This is a genomic window from Carnobacterium sp., from assembly GCF_040274425.1.
Genome location: NZ_JBEMBC010000016.1, coordinates 14,721 through 34,076, shown reverse-complemented (window position 1 = coordinate 34,076; position 19,356 = coordinate 14,721). Strand labels below are relative to the sequence as shown.

The 19,356-nt window shown below is 33.3% G+C and carries 15 protein-coding genes; 1 reads left to right on the top strand and 14 read right to left on the bottom strand.

From position 1 onward, the window contains the following. Positions 1–452 precede the first annotated feature (452 nt). The 8 genes from ABS911_RS05075 to ABS911_RS05040 form a co-directional block, all read right to left on the bottom strand. Positions 453–2,309: a DEAD/DEAH box helicase gene (locus ABS911_RS05075; protein WP_350466612.1), complete on the bottom strand. Its 1,857-nt coding sequence runs from the start codon at positions 2,307–2,309 to the stop codon at positions 453–455. Continuing rightward, on the bottom strand, positions 2,299–3,570 hold the full coding sequence (locus tag ABS911_RS05070; RefSeq protein WP_350466611.1) for a hypothetical protein: 1,272 nt from the start codon (positions 3,568–3,570) through the stop codon (positions 2,299–2,301). Before ABS911_RS05070 ends, ABS911_RS05075 begins: the two co-directional genes overlap by 11 nt. Then, complete coding sequence (locus ABS911_RS05065; protein ID WP_350466610.1) at positions 3,563–6,490, bottom strand: type III restriction-modification system endonuclease; 2,928 nt, start codon at positions 6,488–6,490, stop codon at positions 3,563–3,565. Before ABS911_RS05065 ends, ABS911_RS05070 begins: the two co-directional genes overlap by 8 nt. 17 nt (positions 6,491–6,507) lie before the next feature. After that, positions 6,508–8,535 (bottom strand): site-specific DNA-methyltransferase, encoded by a 2,028-nt coding sequence (locus tag ABS911_RS05060; protein ID WP_350466609.1) that lies wholly within the window; start codon positions 8,533–8,535, stop codon positions 6,508–6,510. Positions 8,536–9,595: 1,060 nt separating this feature from the next. Continuing rightward, positions 9,596–10,096, bottom strand: a complete 501-nt coding sequence (locus ABS911_RS05055) for a BAR domain-containing protein (RefSeq protein ID WP_350466608.1) — start codon at positions 10,094–10,096, stop codon at positions 9,596–9,598. Between the two features lie 111 nt (positions 10,097–10,207). Beyond that, the gene (locus ABS911_RS05050) at positions 10,208–10,465 is read right to left on the bottom strand and encodes a hypothetical protein (RefSeq protein ID WP_350466607.1); all 258 of its coding nucleotides are present in this window, start codon (positions 10,463–10,465) and stop codon (positions 10,208–10,210) included. Between the two features lie 139 nt (positions 10,466–10,604). Further along, positions 10,605–11,084 (bottom strand): 23S rRNA (pseudouridine(1915)-N(3))-methyltransferase RlmH, encoded by a 480-nt coding sequence (gene rlmH / locus ABS911_RS05045; protein WP_350466606.1) that lies wholly within the window; start codon positions 11,082–11,084, stop codon positions 10,605–10,607. A gap of 66 nt (positions 11,085–11,150) precedes the next feature. Then, a complete protein-coding gene (locus ABS911_RS05040; protein WP_041556015.1) occupies positions 11,151–11,333 on the bottom strand; it encodes a CxxH/CxxC protein in 183 nt (60 codons plus the stop codon). Positions 11,334–11,595: 262 nt separating this feature from the next. On the opposite strand from ABS911_RS05040, the gene ABS911_RS05035 reads away from it, so the two are divergent. Further along, the gene (locus ABS911_RS05035; RefSeq protein ID WP_350466605.1) at positions 11,596–12,105 is read left to right on the top strand and encodes a ClbS/DfsB family four-helix bundle protein; all 510 of its coding nucleotides are present in this window, start codon (positions 11,596–11,598) and stop codon (positions 12,103–12,105) included. Positions 12,106–12,172: 67 nt separating this feature from the next. Here the strand turns inward: ABS911_RS05035 and ABS911_RS05030 are convergent, their stop codons facing one another. From ABS911_RS05030 to yycF, 6 genes are all read right to left on the bottom strand, one after another. Then, positions 12,173–13,396 carry a S1C family serine protease gene (locus ABS911_RS05030; RefSeq protein ID WP_350466604.1) on the bottom strand — a complete coding sequence of 408 codons (1,224 nt, stop codon included), beginning with the start codon at positions 13,394–13,396 and terminating at the stop codon, positions 12,173–12,175. Between the two features lie 195 nt (positions 13,397–13,591). Next, positions 13,592–14,404, bottom strand: coding sequence for an MBL fold metallo-hydrolase (locus tag ABS911_RS05025; RefSeq protein WP_350466603.1), 813 nt, complete (start codon positions 14,402–14,404; stop codon positions 13,592–13,594). Positions 14,405–14,591: 187 nt separating this feature from the next. Then, the gene (locus ABS911_RS05020) at positions 14,592–15,431 is read right to left on the bottom strand and encodes a two-component system regulatory protein YycI (protein ID WP_350466602.1); all 840 of its coding nucleotides are present in this window, start codon (positions 15,429–15,431) and stop codon (positions 14,592–14,594) included. Position 15,432: 1 nt separating this feature from the next. Beyond that, complete coding sequence (locus ABS911_RS05015) at positions 15,433–16,734, bottom strand: YycH family regulatory protein (protein ID WP_350466601.1); 1,302 nt, start codon at positions 16,732–16,734, stop codon at positions 15,433–15,435. Then, positions 16,731–18,575 (bottom strand): cell wall metabolism sensor histidine kinase WalK, encoded by a 1,845-nt coding sequence (gene walK, locus ABS911_RS05010; protein ID WP_350466600.1) that lies wholly within the window; start codon positions 18,573–18,575, stop codon positions 16,731–16,733. Before walK ends, ABS911_RS05015 begins: the two co-directional genes overlap by 4 nt. 6 nt (positions 18,576–18,581) lie before the next feature. After that, positions 18,582–19,289, bottom strand: a complete 708-nt coding sequence (yycF, locus tag ABS911_RS05005; RefSeq protein ID WP_350466599.1) for a response regulator YycF — start codon at positions 19,287–19,289, stop codon at positions 18,582–18,584. Positions 19,290–19,356 lie beyond the last annotated feature (67 nt).

The following is a 19,356-nucleotide window of genomic DNA, read 5'->3' as shown; positions in this document are numbered from 1 at the left end:
TAACAATATTCCATAACTATAATATATATTTAAAAACAAGGATTAAACTATTTAAGTAGATTACAGATTTATAGTATTAGCATGGCGAAAGAAAGCGCGTTTAAAAAGATTATCATAAGAAATACAGATATAACCGAGCTTCTATATCCCCTATGACTAAAACCTAACTCATGTATGTAGTTGTTTAATTTTCATGTACATTTGTCATTTATCCACCTTTTCCATCTACTAACAATAAAATTTTACTATCTTATCATACTATAAAGTCGGTTGTATTTTAGAAATGTGGCCCATTATTATCTGGCAAAAATGGTCTACTTTAGTTTAGCCGTTACATATGCTATCATTACCCCAAACTGGCGAGTGGACTAATTAAAAAGTGATAAGTTAATATTCTCCAGTTATGGATTTACTTTGGAGAATGATAGCTGTGTCAACATTAGAACTTAATATTAACTTTCCAAAAACATCCTCTTTATATCATCTAAGTAATTATCCGATACTTCGGGTGAAAGATACTGACCGTCAATTGCATTCAACATTATCGCTTCTTTTTCTTTCAGACGATTGTAAACTTGTTTGTCAATAAATCCATTATGAGCTGAATCGCCCTCAGTCATCAAATAATAATATCGAGTATATTGATCTTTTGCTAAACCTAAACGATGAATACGATCTCTAGATTGCAACATGAAAGTTAGATTGAAATTATACTCAAAATAAATGGCATCATGCACTGTTTGATGTAAAGAAATGGATTCACCTAGGGTAGCTGGATTCGAAATTAGAACTTGAATATCTCCATCACGGAATTCATTAATTAAATCCACTCGCTTATCTTTTGGGGTTGCTCCATAAATTAGATGAGTAGAAATGCCATTTCCATTCAATTCTTCATGAATTTTTCCCATCGTTCCGACAAACATGCCCCATACGATAACTTTCTTTCCTTCAGAAACTAGCTGACGTATCAACTGCATTCCTTTTTCAAATTTAGGCGTTCTAATACTTTCAACACCTAAATCCAAATACATACGCTGTTTAGCTTTATTTTTTTCATTTGCATCTAGAGCCGATTCAACACTAAAATCAATTTCATCAAATAAAAAGCCTAAATTATGCAAGTCAATTTTTTCAGTCAGTAAAGCTGGGTTAGTAGACGCTTGGAGTAGACGAATATACCGCCCTAATACATTACCTTCTACTTCATGAATTGTTTTAGCTATTTCTTGTTGTTCCGTACTAGGTAATACTTCTAGAACTTTGTCCATATCTGCTGGCGGTACATTCAAGTCCTCTTTATTTGTTCGCCAAAAGAATGGCTGTAACTTCTCATTAATCTCAGATGTGTTAGGATTTTCTAAATCAGCAATTCCCCAACCAAAAAAAGTATTATACTCGTTATCATAAAGTAAATGTAAGAAGTTATAAATGTCTTTGTATGAATTAGGAATAGGGGTCCCTGTCAAAACATAATGATAACGCGCTTGTTTTCCTAATTTTAAAGCACTATTAGCTCTTTTTCCTTCAGGATTTTTCACCCGATGAACCTCATCAAAAACAATCATTGTTTTTTCATTAATTAATCCATTTAGAACAGATAGTTTCCAACCAAACAAAGATTCATAATTCAACACAATCACATTAGCGACACCCCAATTTGTACGAATATTACCAACATCATTATAATCTTTCATATTCATATAATGCAGTTTACGTTTTTCCCCAAAAACTTCTTCAAACTCTGTTCGCCATGCTTCAAATGCATTCAACGGTGAAACCACTAAAATTCTATCTACTTCATTAATTTTAGGTGCACTTAAATAAGCAAATGCTCCGTACATCATAGCGGTTTTGCCAGAGCCTGGGACGCTAAAGTTAGCAGCACGCTTCATCATGGCAAGAAAGAAACTGGCTTGAATCTGTTGCATTTTTAGAGGGCGCGTAATTTCTTTATCTATAATCAATTGGAACTCTTCTAATTCTTTATTCCATCGCTCGTCGTATTCTTTTATAGTTATTCCAGCAATACGCTGTTCTTCAATAGCGTAACGGTTTTGAGAAATAAATGCTTGAATTTCGCCATCAATCTCAAGTTCGGTATCAATTCTAGCATTAATTTTATCTATGAGTTCAATTAATTCAACATAGTTCAATTCAGTTGATAAGTTTAAATTATCAAAGTCTTCAAAGTATGATCGATAACGTTCAAATAGACGTCCAACTTTACGCGATTTCAAAGCTCCATCATCACTATCAATAAATCTGAAAATACTATTATCGCTAATCAACTTTGGGTTATAATTCATCCTCATACACCTCAATTAAATCTCCACTAACAAGATTAATTTTAATGAGTATTTCACGAATTTCTGAAACTTGATCTTTGCTAAAGTTATTGAAATGCAAATTTCCTGTCAACCCATCTCTACGTTTAATATCTTGTAGCATATTTAAGGTTTCTTTTATATCAGAAATAAAGTTATCGACATTCTTCCCCCTATTCTGACGGTTGATAGTATTATTGTAAACCTCAGTCACTTCACGCAATTCTGGGGTAGCTTCTTCTAATCGTTTACGATAATCTGCTGCGGAAGTTATTTTTTTAGATTCTAATTTATCTCGAATCTCCTCAACAGTATCTTCAATCGCATCGTTATAGTCATCATTTATTGGCGAGGTTACAACATTTTTAATATATTCTCTAATTTCACGAACCGTATCTCCACCTGTTAAAACCATCTTTCCAAGCAAAGTAAATGCAGTTGCTTTCGTTTGTTCATATTTAGGTCCTTTAGTAGGGAAACTTATTATGAATTTCTTCGCTAGTTCATACAAAGGATTATACAATTTAGCATCTTTAATAATGTAGTAGGCATCCATTGAAGCATTAATGAAGGTTAAAAAATCATGTATTAATTCAACAGTCGAAATTCTGTTTTCTACATCTTTTAAGCTCATATTTGCTTCAAGTGAATAGTCTTTCCTGCTCATTAGTTCATCTTTGACAATTGTTTGATAAACATCAACTGCTAAGTCAACTGGATCATATTGAAGTTTCTCTTCTATTCCCATTTGGATTGCAAGTTCTAAACGCTTGATTTGAGCACGATCAGCTTTTGCGTCATAAGTAAACGGCAGAATGACTGCTTCAAAATAGTATGTAGACCCAGTTTCAATCTCTAACTGACGAAGAGCAGTAAAACGTCTATTTCCGTCTATAATACGGCCATCAAGTAAAACATACCCATAAACTTGCTGTCCTTTGTCCTTGATAGACTTTTTTGTTTTCTTTAATGCAGGAGCATTATCTTCTTCAATAAACTCAGCAATTTTATTATTGTAATCAGTTCCCATTTCATCACTATGCGGATTTAAACTCCCAAATTCCCGTTTGATTTGGGTGGAGATACGACCGTTTTCATCATTGTAATACAAATACTTAAGTGGAATACGATACACGTCGAGCATCGTATTCGTTAAGTTTGGAATAGTCGTTGGTAATTTTGGTTTAGCACCCGTGGTAGTAATTTCACCAGCTTCTGCTAAATTCATTAAATTGTTAACCATTATCTTTTGTCACCTCTCTTAATTTTGTATAAACGTCCTCTGCCGTCGTGGCTTCTTTATATTCAACGCCAAATTCTTTGAGTTTTCCAAAGAACTTATCTTGAATAGCAACAATCTGTTCATCACTTAATCGTTTTCCAGAGCCCTCTGCTTTTGTTTCGACAAGTAGATAGACGTTTGTCCCATCTTCTCGTTCTACCATGTATACAAAATCCGGTGTTGTGGTTCCACCCATATACTTAGGAACCTGAATTGCTTTTTTAGGAAGTTTTCCGAATGAAAGCACACTCGAATCATATCCACGCTTCAGCAGGTCTTTTTCAGGATGTACTGAATCATAACGAAGCGGTGGCATTTCATATAGTTGACGTTTATCTTCAAATGTATCATTGTCTTCATTTACACCTATGACAGTAGCCAAAATATCGTCTTTAAAGTCACCTAACTTAGCATCAAATACTGAAGTACTTGCTTGGAAATCTAGTGCCTGGTATTGATAACTTTGTGCATATCGTTCTTCAAATCTTTGCTTAAAGTCACGTATTAAATTATTAAAGGTTACTTCATTTAAGTATTTCGTATCACCATGATATTCATTTTTCATATTTTCAACTAACGCACGATGAAGCTGAGCTGGTTTAAGTTTGGTTGCTTTTGCCAATTTCAACAAGAATTCTCCATATATCATGCCATCAATAGGCTTACGACTTTCATAATTTGAAGTTTGCTCACGAACACGCATCTCACCTTGTTCGTCATTATAATATAATTCTCCATGTGTAAATTCTGGATACTGCAAAACAAAATTTACATTGTTTTTCATTATTTCATCGATCAATAATTGCATTGCTTCATCATTAATATGCTCAAACTCAAGCATATAGCGATTAGCAAAAGTTTGCCATAACTCACGCATCTTGTTCCAATTATCTTTGTTGAGTTTGATACGCTGTTTTGATTTTGGGCCACCTGTTGTAATTTTATCTTTTTTGATACGGTTCACATCTGTTAATATTGGATAAAGTTCAATAAGTTTTTCAAATCCATTCTCTTCGAAATCGTTGTTTCGTTTAATGATTTTCGCTGCATCTAATTGCTCAAGCAAAGTTTCTTCATCAAGTTTATCGGTCTTTTCAATAATTAGTTGAATCATTGCATTTGTTAATTTTATTTCGTCTAACTTAACTGTTGCATCAGCATTTACTTCAGAAACTAATTTTCCAGCAAAATCTTTTTCATCATACCCAATTAAAAAGCGTAAGCGACTAGGTAGTTCATCTTGCTGTAATCGATGACCATTTTCATCTACTGGTAAGCGTAAACCACGCCCTACTTCTTGGATTTTTGAATTCTCACTACCAGATGTCCGGAGCTTAGCAATGACAAAGACATTAGGATTATCCCAACCTTCACGCAGTGTCCATTTTGAAAATAAGAATCGGCGTGTTTCCCAATTGCCTTTGTCATCTTTAAACGACAATAACTTTTCTTTATTGCGTAAAATATCATCCACCTCTGCTTGAATTGCTTCATCACCACTACCACGATCTTCTCCAAAATATCCAGCATGCACATTTTTCGTTAGATTGGCTAAGGTCGCTTGTAAAAATGATAAATATTCTTGTTCACGTGGCAATTTTTTCAACCGGAATTCGCGTAACAATGACTCCACTTTTCGCTGTAATAATTTTTCAAAGATTTCTTTTAACCACCCTTGTTCATTACGATAGGATCTAATTGAATCAATAAAAAACAACGAGAGTGTTTTTACTTTTGCTTGATTACTATTTTCACGCATAAAGTTTTCAATCTCAGCTTCAAAATGTTTGTCAATCGCATCTCGAATAATCATTTCCTGATATGAACTGGTCATTGTGGCCGGCAAAAACTCCATTTTTTTTTCAAGTTCTAAACCATTTGAAAGTATCTTCGCACCTTCATAAGTAATATCGCCGTCAAACCCAATATCGTCTCCTACAGTATAGGTGTATTTAGTTGTACCATTTCTCAAAACCAGCTGTTTATTAGTAACTGAATCAACAATATACTTATTCTTAGCTTCTGATTCAGAAACGTTTGGGTAATAAATATCAATCCCTTTAACTAATCCTTCATTAAACGACGTTACTGCATTTAAATTAAATTGAGGTTGCTTACGATAATAGTCTGTAACTTCTTTTACATTTTTACCAATTTTAATTTTTGGAAATGTTGCGCCGAAACGAATAATCATCTGTGGATGAACATTTTGAATCGCCTTATAAAATTCTCCATCACGTGGGAATCGGTGCGGTTCATCGACTAATACAATTGGACGTGTCGCTTGAATCGCTTCTAATGGCTTTGTAAAGCCTGAAAGCATTGTTTGGTTGAATCGTTCTTGCCCTTTGTTTTTACCACGAGAGATAACGCCTTTCATATTATCTGAATTCAGCATAGACGCGTTAATCAATAGGACTTGAATCGTCGATGAATTTAATCGATCACCTTCAATAAATTCTACTAAGTGCGCTGGTAATAATCCCTTTTTGCTATTAAAATCCCCAGCGTTAATTACATTTAGGTTGATTTGTGCATTTTCATAGTCTATAGAAAAATGCTGTTTCGCATAGTCCGCTTCAATAAAATTTTTCCAGCCTTCTTTAATAGCTGGCGTGGGCACTACTACAATAAATTTGAACAGACCATATTTTTGATGCAAGTCATACATTGTTCGAACACCAACGTATGTTTTCCCTGTACCGGTTTCCATTTTGATATCAATATTAGTGCTATCCACACCCCTACCTTTTATAATCGGATTGGCATAGACATAATTTTTGTTAGGGTCAGTCGTTGCTTTATCTATTCCACAAAATGCATCATCTAGAGCTTGTAGTGCTTCTAGCTGGTGTGGTAGTTCCTCTAATAAAATTTTCATGTTTTTTCACACACCTCCTAGTATCTTACTAGTAAATTCACTTTATTTTCTAGTTGATTCAATGCAATCTCAAGTTCGCGTAAGCTTTCCATTTCCATGGTGTAGCCATAAACAACAATCGTTTGAACCGAAATTTCATTTGTACCAATCACATTTACTAAAGCTTTTGTGTTATCAGATTTCCAGTCATTCGTAATGATATAAATACGTTGATTGTTAACATGGGGCAGTTGAACACCTCCAAAATCACGCATCTTAATAGGCACATCAAATTTGTAATTATCACTTACTAGATAAGTTTGAAGAATTGTATCATTTCCATCCGCATTTCCACCCACGCCAAGTTTGTCACTAGAGAATAAGGTAATCATATCGTCAAACATATTTAACTGCATGTCGTCGTTATACTCAATTTTATCCAGCGCTTGTTGGTTAGATTCTACTGCTCGATAATGTTTGAAACCAAAATCTTGTTTATCGATTAAAAGTGGGTTCTCTGACTGAATCTTATAGCTTGCACGAACAATACGCTCTCTAGAAATTTCATCAATTGATTTAAATCCAGCTTCAAAGGCTGATTTCCCACCTTTTGTTGGTGCTTTTTTTCCATCAGAATTTATAGTAAAAGTTGACTCAGGTAAAGTGCACATTATAAATTGGCGATTGCCACCATCTTCTGCATTCAATTGCATAACAGCATCAGCAGTAGTAGAAGAACCTGCAAAGAAATCTAAAATTATGGCATTTTTTTGATCATAAGTAATCATGTTTACTAAATACTTTATTAAAGAGCTAGGTTTGTTATATGAGAATATCTCTCCAGCTTCCATAGAAAAAAGTTTAGATATCTCATCAGTTGCATCTTCGTTAGTTCCAACACCAACTTTTGAATCAATGATAGTAGAAGGTGCTTTAATTCTATCTTCTTGCCCAGACCTTAAAACATTAAATCCATATTTTGTAGAAAGATTTACTATACTTCCACTTGCAATTTCTTTATTTAGATAATCTTGGCTCCATGTAAACCTTGCTTTTGCTTTTATTTCATTTATAACAAGTCCGTTTTTAACGATAAATCCATTTTGAAAACTCACTCCTGTTGGTGAATCATTAAAAATTCTATTGTATGAACCATCGCTAAGTTTAGTTCTAATGGTATTTGCAGGAAAATTTAGTTCTTTCATAGAATTTGTCCTTTTAACAATCGGTTGCATTTTATCTGAATATGCCTTTTCACCAAAATTAATATGTGTATTAAGTGAAGAAGTATAATATAAAACGTATTCTGTCATTTTCCTGATTTTTTTATTTAAAAATGCTCCCTTTTTCTTTCTCGTCCAAATAAATTCCCCTCCAAAACTTCCTTCCCCAAACACATCATCCATCAACAATTTCAAATTTGCTTGCTCATTATCATCAATCGATATAAATATAACACCTGAATCTTTTAATAATCTTTTCGCCAAATGCAGCCTAGGATACATAAAAGCTAACCATGCACTGTGCGTGGATTTTCCTTGAATTGATTTTAAACGTTTGAGCTCATCTTCGTTCAGTCCAAACATATTTTTAAGTTGTTCATCAGTATACTCGAAGTTATCGGGGTAAACAAACCCATCTGAACCTGTATTATAAGGTGGATCAATATATATAAAATCTACACTATTCGCATAGTTTTGTTTTAAATGGCGTAACACTTCTAAATTATCCCCAGTAAAGAATAGATTTTTACTATCTTTATTCTCTGGTTTTTCATTATGTTCATTATCTGGCACAATAACAGTTGTAGATCGCTCACCAGCTTGTTTCTTTGCATAGTTTTTACCAATAAAATCTATTTGGTAACCGCTAGATAGCTCATCAACATTTTGTTCTTTTAATGCTCTTTGGAATTTTTCCATATCAAATTTGGCTTCTTCAACAATATTTCCTTCGTCATCATATTTCTTTGCAGTAAAAAATTCTGGCAGCTTTTGGCTTAACTCAGCTAAAAATACAGAATTCGGTTTAATCGATTCATTAAATCGTTGATTATCTTTTAACATTTTCACACTTCCTCTTAATCATTATATTGCACTTTTAATTATTCAAACTTATAGAAGAGACCTATACTCAATAGGCTTTTGTCACTTAGATACCATAAAATCAGTAATTCTTACCTAATCAATTTTTACCTAACCATTATTGGGACACCTAACTTAAAGATTTCTGTTTCTTTTTCTTTGAATAAACTCAATAAGTTTTCATTCAGCCTAAATTTTCAAAAAATATAAATTACTAATTTAAAATAATATAATAATGTAACTCAACATTTAGCATTATTACATCTGTTTCTCATTTCCTTAATAAACAAACTTTATCATTTAAGTATATATCTAAGTTACGCTTTCCACTTACCATTATACCAATATTTATTAAGCAAAACACAAGAGTATATGACAATATCATAAAAGAATGTGACCATTTGTGTTATGTGAATATTTTTCATAATTGTCTTTGAACATATTCTAACCCTCCGAAATTTTTTCTCGCTATACTCTGAAGGATTATTCGAATAATCTTCTGCGAAAAGACAAGTTGCCAAAAGAAAATGATATTATCGAAAACTGTTAGTAGCATTTTTGAGTTACACATTAGCAAAATAGGATTGCCAACTTAATTTTGACAAACTAAAGAATTAAAAATTACTGACATCATCTTTTCCTTATACAGCAACAAAAAAAAGTACCTCTTAAATAACCATGAAGTACTTAATATCATAGATATACAACTGAAGTTTACCGCGTGTTTAGAATTTGGCTGTTTTGCGAGCTTTTTAAGATCTAGTTCAATGGATTTGGTTCTAGTGAGCTTGAATAAAATTTAATAGCAGTGATCATAAAGGGTTAGCAAATTTAAACCTTCATTGAGTTCCACGTAATTTAAACTCATTGGTGCCTTTTTAAACAATCAGAAATAGTACTAAAAAATTGTCAATTGTATTTCATATAGTAGCCGTAACACATAAGAAAGTTTATCACCATCTTTGCACCATTCTTATAAACATGATACTCATCGTTGTTATTCACCGGATCTATATTACTAATAATTAAGCGGTAAAAAGTTTTATATTTTTAACTTCGGAAATTTGATATTAGTGTTTCCACCTAATACACTTGCCCCAGCACCTATAGCTGCAATAGCTAAAAAAGCTCCTGCTGAAACAATTTTCCAGTTAAAATGTTTATTTTCTGTATCTTTTTTTTCCTTCATTTCAATAATTCTAATCATCTCATTTAAAAAGTATTTTTTCTCGTCAAAACTTATATTTTCATTTTCCAAACATTTATCTAATGCGTTAATTACCTTATCACAGCTATTATAAAAAGACATATTACTTTCAGAATTTGCATCAACAGTCTTTTCAAGAATTTCTCGATAATTTTTTACTATTTCAGTTATTATTTTTGTCAATTCTGGGAACTGCTCTAGTGCTCTCTTAGCTACCTTTGGGTCCATATTTTGTATCATAGATGCAAACGATACAACCTTATCTTTTGTCATATGCCGAAAATCTGGAATACCTAATTTTTGTAATACTTGATGCTCTGTTAATTGACTGCTCATCCTTTTTTCCTCCCGTTTAATTAATGTACCCTTCCATTTAAATTCTTCAATTATTCTCAACTCTTCTTCGTTTGGAACATTATTACTCTGATTCATATTATAAAATTCCGTTTAATTGAGTCCCCAATCATCAAAATTACTGGAGAAATCCAATAAGATTTGTACCTCTAATTTTTCATAACTCTTCTGCTTCTTCTCGAATGGAATTTTATTCCCAATATGTTCAACCAGTTCTTTTACTTCGGAGTCTGATGTATTTAGAAAATAACTTGTCTGCCATTTTTGCGGTAAGATATGCTTAATTTCCCATCTAACTGGCAGTAATTCTTCTTGATGTTGATAAGCTAATATTTTAATTAACTTTACCACCTTCATAGATCTCATTACTTCTTAAAAATGATTTATATTTAACAACTTTTAATAATATAAATAGTTCAACTTACTTATCTACGTTATTTATTAAGTGTTTTAGAATTTAGTCTTATTTCCGAAACATACTAAAATGACCTCATTTATGATATGGTTCATTCCGGACAATTTTGAAGCCACGATAGATCTGTTCAATTAAAACTAGTCGCATCAATTGATGAGGTAGTGTCATTTTTCCAAATGAGATAGGCGTATTGCTCCTTTTCATTACTGCATCGCTTAAACCTAATGATCCGCCTATAACAAAAACGATTGTACTTTTGCCCTGTACACCTAATTGTTCAATTTCTTTTGCAAATGCTTCTGAAGTTCGTTGCTTTCCTTCAATTGCCAATGCAAAAACATATGCTTGGTCTGGAATTTTGGCTAAAATACGTTCGCCTTCTTTTTCTTTGACTTGAACCATTTCAGCTTCACTTAATTTTTCAGGTGCTTTTTCATCTGGAACTTCGATTAATTCTAATTTACAATAGGCTCCTAATCGTTTCGCATATTCTGCGATACCCATTTTCAAATATTTTTCTTTTAACTTACCCACAGTTATTATTTTGATGTTCAAAAAGTTATCCTCCTATAATCACAGGTTATCCACAAAAGTTATACACATGTCCACAACTTTAAATCATTATATAGTGGTAGAATGCTTGTTCGACACTACATATATTGCATCCTTCTCGCAATAACCACATTTTTGTTTCGAGTTATCAACAGGTAACAATTGGTCTAGTACCGGCAGTTCAAAACCTCCATAAACTGCGTCATCTAAAGCTTCTTCCACATGTTCCTTACAAGCTAAAATTTTATCCATCCACAACACCTTCCTCATTTTGTGGATAACTTATTTCGTCTCCACATACCTACCTCTATTATTTTACAGCACTTATCCACAATGTTCAAAACTTTTCACACTTACTTGTCCACAAAAGTTTAAAAAACCAATTAAAAATTGGTTTATTTCATCATTTTTTCAGGTTAAAGAATTCGTTTCCAATTTTTTTACGAAGACCTAGACTTTTTATATTCTACACCTTATTCTTTTCTTATTACTAAACTATTAGGAGGAATTTTTTATGAGAGAATATCAAAGTAAAACTGAATTAATAACCACCATTAAAGGACACTACCAAAAATACATCATCGAATTTGATTCTATCTCTGAAGAACTTAAAGACAAAAGAATCATAGAAGTAGAACAAACTCCTTCTGAAAACTTATCTTATCAGATTGGTTGGATCAATCTCTTACTTCAATGGGAAAAAAATGAACAACAAGGAAAAACTGTTCAAACACCTACTGAAGAATACAAATGGAACAATCTAGGTGGATTGTATCAATCTTTCTATCAAGAATATGAAAATTATTCTTTAGCAAAACAAAAAGAACTATTAACTCAGTTAGTTGAAGAGTTATGCCAGTGGGTGGAAAGTCTCTCTGATACTGAATTATTTGAACCCGAACAACGAAATTGGGCTACTACAAAAGCCAAATGGCCTATTTGGAAATGGATTCACATAAATACAGTTGCACCATTTACGAATTTTAGAACCAAAATTCGTAAATGGAAAAAAGTAACTAGCTAATTACAAAAAAATGGAGTCTGAGTGATAAAAACTCAGACTCCATTTTCATTTTGAAACCTTTATTTTATTATAGAGTTGGTTCTGAAGCAGTCATTGTGACCGTCGTTTTTTGAAGTTCACCATTACGATAAAACTCGACTTCAATTTCTTTTCCGAGTTCAGAAGCATAAATTTCTTTACGCAATGATATTGAATCTGTAACTTCTTTACCATTGAATTTCACAATAACATCGTATTGCTCTAATCCAGCGACTTCGGCCGCTGAGTCTGGTTGAACTTCAGCTACTACAACACCAGAAGTAACATTTTCCGGTAATTTCAAGACTGATTCTTGTTGTTGTTCAGATATTTCACTTAAATCCAATAAGCTGATTCCCAATACTGGACGAACAACTTCACCGTTTGCTTCCAATTGATTAATGATGCTGACAACGTCATTGCTTGGAATAGCAAATCCCATTCCTTCAACAGTATCACTAGAGATTTTCATTGAATTTATCCCTATCACTTGACCAGCTATATTGATTAAAGCACCACCAGAATTACCTGGATTGATAGCTGCGTCGGTTTGAAGAGCTGTAACTTCCCAATCTACTACGCCATCGCCTGTAATATCCGTTTCAACACTGCGATTTTTAGCAGATATAATCCCTTGAGTAACGGAAGAAGCAAAGTTTGTTCCTAGTGGAGAACCGATTGCAATGGCAGGTTCGCCAACAGTCACTGCATCTGAATCACCGAAAGTAGCAACTGTGGTTACCTTTTCAGAAGGAATAGACAATACAGCTAAATCTGTCCAAATATCTGTTCCGATTAATTCAGCTTCAACTTTTGTGCCATCTTTCAAAATAACTTCAATTGCATCTGAACCATCAATAACATGATTATTGGTTACGACATAAGCTGTATCACCGTCTTTTTTATAAATCACTCCACTACCTTCACCAGCTGTCTGTAAGTTGCCGTCTTCCTCTTGCGTGCTATCTGTCTCAAGTGCACCACCTAAGCCTCCATCAGCCTGTGATTGCATATTAACAACTGATACAACTGAATCTTCTACTTTAGCGACAGCTTCTGTTACATTTGAAGTCACATCTACGCTGACATTGGTTGTGATCACTTCGCCTGTGTCTTTATCGACCATGCCTGTACCGGTTTCATTATTGATTCCATTATCTGTTGCTGCTAAGTATCCTCCACCTAGTGCCGCTACTACAAGTCCACCTATTATCCCTCCGACAATTCCATTTTTCCAAGAACCTCTTTTTTTGTTTCGTGTTTCCTCACTCATTGTATTCACCCCTCGTAGTCTTTTTATGATGCTAGTATAATCTTTACATTTGAATTTTATATGAAACTTTGGGGACCTTTTTATTAATTCATTATTATATTAACATTAAATCTACTTTACACGATAGTGAATGATCTTATACAAAATTGAAAACCTCTCTTGACTTTTAGTCGCGAGAGGCTTACTTTTCAAACTTTAAACAACAAATAAAGAAGTAGGTACAACTGGATCTGTATCAAATACTAAAAATTTGTCCTCAACACCTGTTTCTTTTTCTTTTAAAATGTTTACAGCAGTTAAATGAGCCAACTCTTTTAAATTATTATCTTTACTTAGATGACCTAAATACACTCTTTTCGTAGCGTCTCCTATTATTTCAGCTAAAGCTAATGCACCATCTTCATTTGAAAGATGCCCTTTGTCTCCCAAAATACGTTGTTTTAGATGCCACGGGTAATTTCCCATTCGCAGCATTTCAAGATCATGATTGCTCTCAAATAAATACGCATCTGCGTTCGAAACAATACCTCTCATACGATCACTAACATAACCCGTATCCGTCAGCATTACAAAACATTTATTGTCTTTATGAAAACTATAAAACTGAGGTGCAATCGCATCATGTGAAACTCCAAAACTTTCTACGTCTATATCGCCAATGGTCATTGTTTTTCCCATTTCAAATAAGTATTTCTGTTCCGTTTTAATCGTACCAATTATGGGTGTCATGGCTTCCCACGTTTGTTCATTAGCGTAAACATCTAAATGATATTTTCTAGCTAAAACACCCACTCCGTGTACATGATCGCGGTGTTCGTGTGTGACTAATATCCCATCCAAATCTGCTACATTTCGGTCAATTTTTTTTAACAATTCAGTTATTTTTTTTCCACTTAATCCACTATCAACTAAAATCTTCTTTTTTTCAGATTCTATATATGTCACATTTCCAGAACTTCCGCTGGCAAGAATACTAACCTTTAAACCATTACTTTCTTTGGATACCATCTAAAAAATCCTCCTCTATTACCTTTATCATTCTACATCAAACTTATATAAATTCAAGTTTTCGCAACGTAAAAAAAGACCCAAAGAAAGGGAGAGTGACAAGACAATTCTTGTTCGCCTCTTGCTTTGGGTCTATCTTTAATCTAGAAAATCGTTATTTTTAAATCTTTCATTTCAGTTTCTAAAGCTATTCTGCTGCAGATTCTTCATCAGCTGGTGTTTCGCTCGTCGGCGTTCGTATAATACTACCGCTCAGTGCATCTACTCGTTCGATCTCGGTATTTCCACTGTTAACAATTTCAATGTACCACATTGGTGCATACATGCTTAATTTCTGTAGCGAAAGTGTTTTTGAATACGTTAATTTTGGTTTTCTTACGGTAGCATTTGCTTGTATTTCGTCATTTTGGTATAAAATTTCAACAGCATTTTTATCTGTAATCAGCTTTCGACTTTCTCCTTGAACAGTAACTGGACCTACATACGTTTGATCATAAGAGATGACTTGTTTCTTATTATTCAAATGAAATACAATTTCTGATGTTCCATCTGCAATTGGAATATTGTTCGCTATTTGAGCGTACACTATTTTTTGCTCTGTTGGGCTATAGCTAAAATAACGATACTGTTTACCAAAAAGAACTTGATCACTTAACACAAATTCATCGAGCAACTCAATGTCTTCCTTTGTCAATTCTTTCTCTTCTGATAAAGCAAGTGGATTAGAAAGTAAGCTCATGTAAAGTGAGCCGTCTTTTTCAATAGTTCCAGAACGATTTTTTAATTTATCTATATTATCTTCTAATAAACTATTGGCTTCTGCTTGAACATAAGGTACTTTATTCTCAGTTTCTGAAAATTTTGGCAATTTAATATTTTCATTTTCCATCTCTTCCATAAAATCAATTAATTGATTTGAACTACTAGTATAATAATTTTTATTTTTATCTAAATACGTGAATATCAAAAAAGTATTTAGAAAGAGAAATGTAATAATAAAAATAATTTGAATTCGTTTGAAATCCATTTTATTGACCTCCTTCATTGAGAAGTAGGCTTTGGGCAAGTTGCCATTTGCCATTGATCTTAACATACCAATCAGGCTCTAAGTTGATCACACGATCAGATTCCGTACTATTTATCCAAGTATAACCGATTTTTATATCATCGATTTCTTCACTAGTATAGCCACTTGCCGATAGAGATTCCAAGACACTCACACCGCTTTGAAGTGTTTTTTGTTCTTCAACATCGGAAATAGGTGTTTGAGCAATAACTAAAGGAACTTGTAACCGTGACAATCCATCTTCAAAAACGGTTATATGAGTCGTTCCATAGTCAGAAAATTCACTAAACACTGGAAATCCTGCAATATAGCGACGATAAGTGACTTCTCTCGTAGAATCATTATAGTCAAAATAATGAACATCCGAAGCCCAGTTTTCATACTGGATCAATTCGTTGTAACTTACTCTAAGTGTTTCTGTAATGGATAACTTATTTTCAGCATTTCGATTGCGATAATACGTTAAAATATCGGTATTTTCGTTTATTTGCAGTTCACTCACATAGTCATTGTAGCTAACAATATTTTCATCGTTAGCACTATTTTCTCTTACTTCTGAAGTATCATCAAACAACCGTTCAATAAATAATTGATTCGTTTGCCTTTCAACTAAATAACTTAAATAAGGCAATTCTATTTCCTCTATTGAAGTATAAACTTGATTGCCTTCATCTAGAACAGCATTTGCCAAGTAAGATTTAGCCTTTTCTTCTTCTATCAGTTTATCTATTTTACTTTGATCTATTCCTTCTATTGCTTCACTGTAAAACAACTTCGAATGCGTATTATAAAAATAAATCTGATTTGGATTATCTTTTGAAAAATATATACGATTAAATGACCGATCTTGATACTCGCCTGCAAGATCATTAAATAAATCTGGGAAAACACCAAATGAAATATTTTCAACAAAAACCATTTCTAATGCATTGGTCTGACTTAATTTTTCTTCGTATTCTTCATTCGTTAATTCAATCGGCTCTTCAATCGCATCTACTTTCCATTTAGTAAATTCTCTAGTTATATCAGTTACAATTTCTGTTTGAGTAAATACATTTATTTCCCCATTTTTATGAAGGACAATTTGAGTTGGACCAAATACTTGGGACATATCGCGTGCGATAGACACAGAAGAGGTTGTTCCTTGACTCGCATTTGTTTCTTCACTAAATTGGCTAGGCATAGTCCAAATCATAAAGGTTAGGAAGAGACTCAGTATGATAAGAACTACTAGAACTACTTTTATGATTAAATCTTTTTTCATTCCCAATCATCCTCCTCATACGGAAGATAAGGTAGTGAAATATAAAAAGTCGTTCCTTTCCCCTCCGTACTTTCTGCCCATATTTTACCTTTATGTTGATGAATTACTTCCTTAGAAATGGCTAAACCTAATCCAGTTCCACCCATTGAGCGTGCTCTAGCTTTGTCGACTCTAAAGAAACGATCAAATACATTTGCTAAATCTCGTTTCGGAATACCAAGACCTTCATCACTAATACTTAAAACGACGCTATCATTTGTTTCAAAAAGTCCACAAGTAATCGTTCCTCCATCTGGAGAATACTTAATAGCATTATTCATGATATTATCTAAAACTTGAATCATTTTATCAGCGTCCACTTCAACCCATAATTGTCTATCCGTAAAGTTTCGTTTGATTAAAAAATCTTTTGTTGATTTGTCAGAAGACTGTATCATCATTTCAAAACGTTTGATGACATGATCAAACAACTCATTTACATTCAAGTATTCTAAATCTAACATACCTTTACCAGAATCCATGCGAGATAAATCCAACAGATCTTTGATCATCCGGATCATACGATCTGTTTCTTCTTGTGTTACTTGTAAAAATTGCGGAGCGATTTCCGGATCTTTCCATGCACCATCAAGTAACGCCTCTAAATAACTTCTCATACTTGTTAAAGGCGTTCTGAGTTCATGGGAAACATTTGAAACAAACTCTTTTCGCTCATTTTCTATTTTTTCTTGCTTCGTTACATCATGCAACACACAAACAATTCCACTGATAAATCCAGTTTCTCTTTGAATAAGAGTAAACTCACCCCTCAAAGTTACTGGTATCTCATCATTTGAAAAATCAAAATGCATATCATCTTCATTTTCCAATAATTTGCGCAACGTGTATTCTTTATCTATTTTTAATACTTTTAAAATTGAAACACCTAGCGCCATTTCCTGGGAAATATTCAACATTTCCATAGCTTTGTCATTGATAATAACAATGACTCCTCTTCGGTCTGTTGCAATAACTCCATCTGTCATGTGGGTCAACACACTATTTAAACGTCTTCGTTCAGATTCTGTCGTTTCTTGAGCTTCTTCAACCTTAGTTGACAAATCATTGATTGCCATAGATAAAATACCTAATTCATCTTTACTATAGACTTTAACTTGTCCGGAATAATCTCCATCCGCCATTTGAATCGTTTGCTGTGTCATTTCAGTGATCGGTTTTGTTATTGCCCGGGAAATAAATAGTGCCAAAATAACAGTTAATGCGACTGCTATCAAAGAAGAATTAAGAAAAATGAGCGTTATTTCGCTGATTTGTTCGTAGACACTTTCGATATTTGTCGTTAACGCTATTACACCCAATATTTCATTTGAGCCATCACTTGCAATAATTGGAGAAACCAACTTCCAGATTCGGTCGTTGGTCGTTTGATCTCTGTATTGGCTGGTGACTGTATTTCCCAACAATAATGCTTGTTGAACATCCTTATCATTTGTTTTACTACCAACACTATTTTGCTGCGTACTGTCACTAGTTCCTAATAAATAGTGTTGGGCATCAATAATCTGAACTTCTAAAATCCCATTTCCTGAGAAGTCTTCAATCAACCGTTCAATCTCGGTACTATCTTCTGCTGTTTCATCATCAAATAAAATAGGCTGAATAGTGTTATCTAAAAAACCTACTTGAAGTCTTTTTTCTTCTTGAAAATTAGTGACTAGCTGTGTTTCTAATTGTCTAACAAAATACGTTCCAATTAATTCTAATGCCACCAGTAATAGAATAATGAACACGAAAATTATTTTGAAATCAATAGATTGAAAAAAAGTGATTTTTTTCTTCATGAAACATTACTCCTGTTCAGGATTTCTTAAATAATAGCCAACTCCACGTCTTGTTACAAGCCAAGTTGGGTGACTAGGGTTGTCTTCTATTTTTTCTCTTAATCTTCTAACCGTTACATCGACCGTTCTTACATCACCAAAATAATCGTAGCCCCAAACCGTTTGTAACAAATGCTCTCTGGTCATTACTTGACCTAAATGTTTGGCTAAATAATGCAGCAACTCAAATTCACGGTGCGTTAATTCAATTGTAGCTCCTCTTTTAGAAACAATGTAAGCATCTGGATGAATCGTTAGAGCACCTACTTCAATATCATTTGTTTCAATTTCTTCAACAACAGGTGTCTTAGCATTATCATGTCTTCTTAAATTTGCTTTTACACGAGCTGTCAATTCTCTATTAGAAAAAGGTTTTGTGACATAATCATCCGCACCAAGTTCTAATCCAAGTACTTTATCGATTTCCGAGTCTTTTGCTGTAACCATAATAATAGGCATATCATGACTTTTACGTACTTCGCGACAAACTTCTAGCCCATCTTTTTTAGGAAGCATTAAGTCTAAAATGATAAGATCTGGCAATACTTCTTCTACTTTTTCTAAAGCTTCTTCTCCATCATATGCAGTAAATACTTCATATCCTTCTTTTGTTAAATTAAATTTAACGATATCTGAAATTGGTTTCTCATCATCAACTACTAATATTTTTTTCAAAATGAAACCTCCTTGGAATTTCTGCTTTTTTTATGATTGTTTTTTATATTAATGGTTTATTACTTTT

What these genes read in the sequence shown, in the direction of transcription:
- ABS911_RS05075 (WP_350466612.1), bottom strand. Translation starts at nt 2,309, where the DNA reads ATGAATTATAACCCAAAGTTGATTAGCGATAATAGTATTTTCAGATTT.
- ABS911_RS05070 (WP_350466611.1), bottom strand. Translation starts at nt 3,570, where the DNA reads ATGGTTAACAATTTAATGAATTTAGCAGAAGCTGGTGAAATTACTACC.
- ABS911_RS05065 (WP_350466610.1), bottom strand. Translation starts at nt 6,490, where the DNA reads ATGAAAATTTTATTAGAGGAACTACCACACCAGCTAGAAGCACTACAA.
- ABS911_RS05060 (WP_350466609.1), bottom strand. Translation starts at nt 8,535, where the DNA reads ATGTTAAAAGATAATCAACGATTTAATGAATCGATTAAACCGAATTCT.
- ABS911_RS05055 (WP_350466608.1), bottom strand. Translation starts at nt 10,096, where the DNA reads ATGAGCAGTCAATTAACAGAGCATCAAGTATTACAAAAATTAGGTATT.
- ABS911_RS05040 (WP_041556015.1), bottom strand. Translation starts at nt 11,333, where the DNA reads ATGGATAAAATTTTAGCTTGTAAGGAACATGTGGAAGAAGCTTTAGAT.
- ABS911_RS05035 (WP_350466605.1), top strand. Translation starts at nt 11,596, where the DNA reads ATGAGAGAATATCAAAGTAAAACTGAATTAATAACCACCATTAAAGGA.
- ABS911_RS05030 (WP_350466604.1), bottom strand. Translation starts at nt 13,396, where the DNA reads ATGAGTGAGGAAACACGAAACAAAAAAAGAGGTTCTTGGAAAAATGGA.
- ABS911_RS05025 (WP_350466603.1), bottom strand. Translation starts at nt 14,404, where the DNA reads ATGGTATCCAAAGAAAGTAATGGTTTAAAGGTTAGTATTCTTGCCAGC.
- ABS911_RS05020 (WP_350466602.1), bottom strand. Translation starts at nt 15,431, where the DNA reads ATGGATTTCAAACGAATTCAAATTATTTTTATTATTACATTTCTCTTT.
- ABS911_RS05015 (WP_350466601.1), bottom strand. Translation starts at nt 16,734, where the DNA reads ATGAAAAAAGATTTAATCATAAAAGTAGTTCTAGTAGTTCTTATCATA.
- walK (WP_350466600.1), bottom strand. Translation starts at nt 18,575, where the DNA reads ATGAAGAAAAAAATCACTTTTTTTCAATCTATTGATTTCAAAATAATT.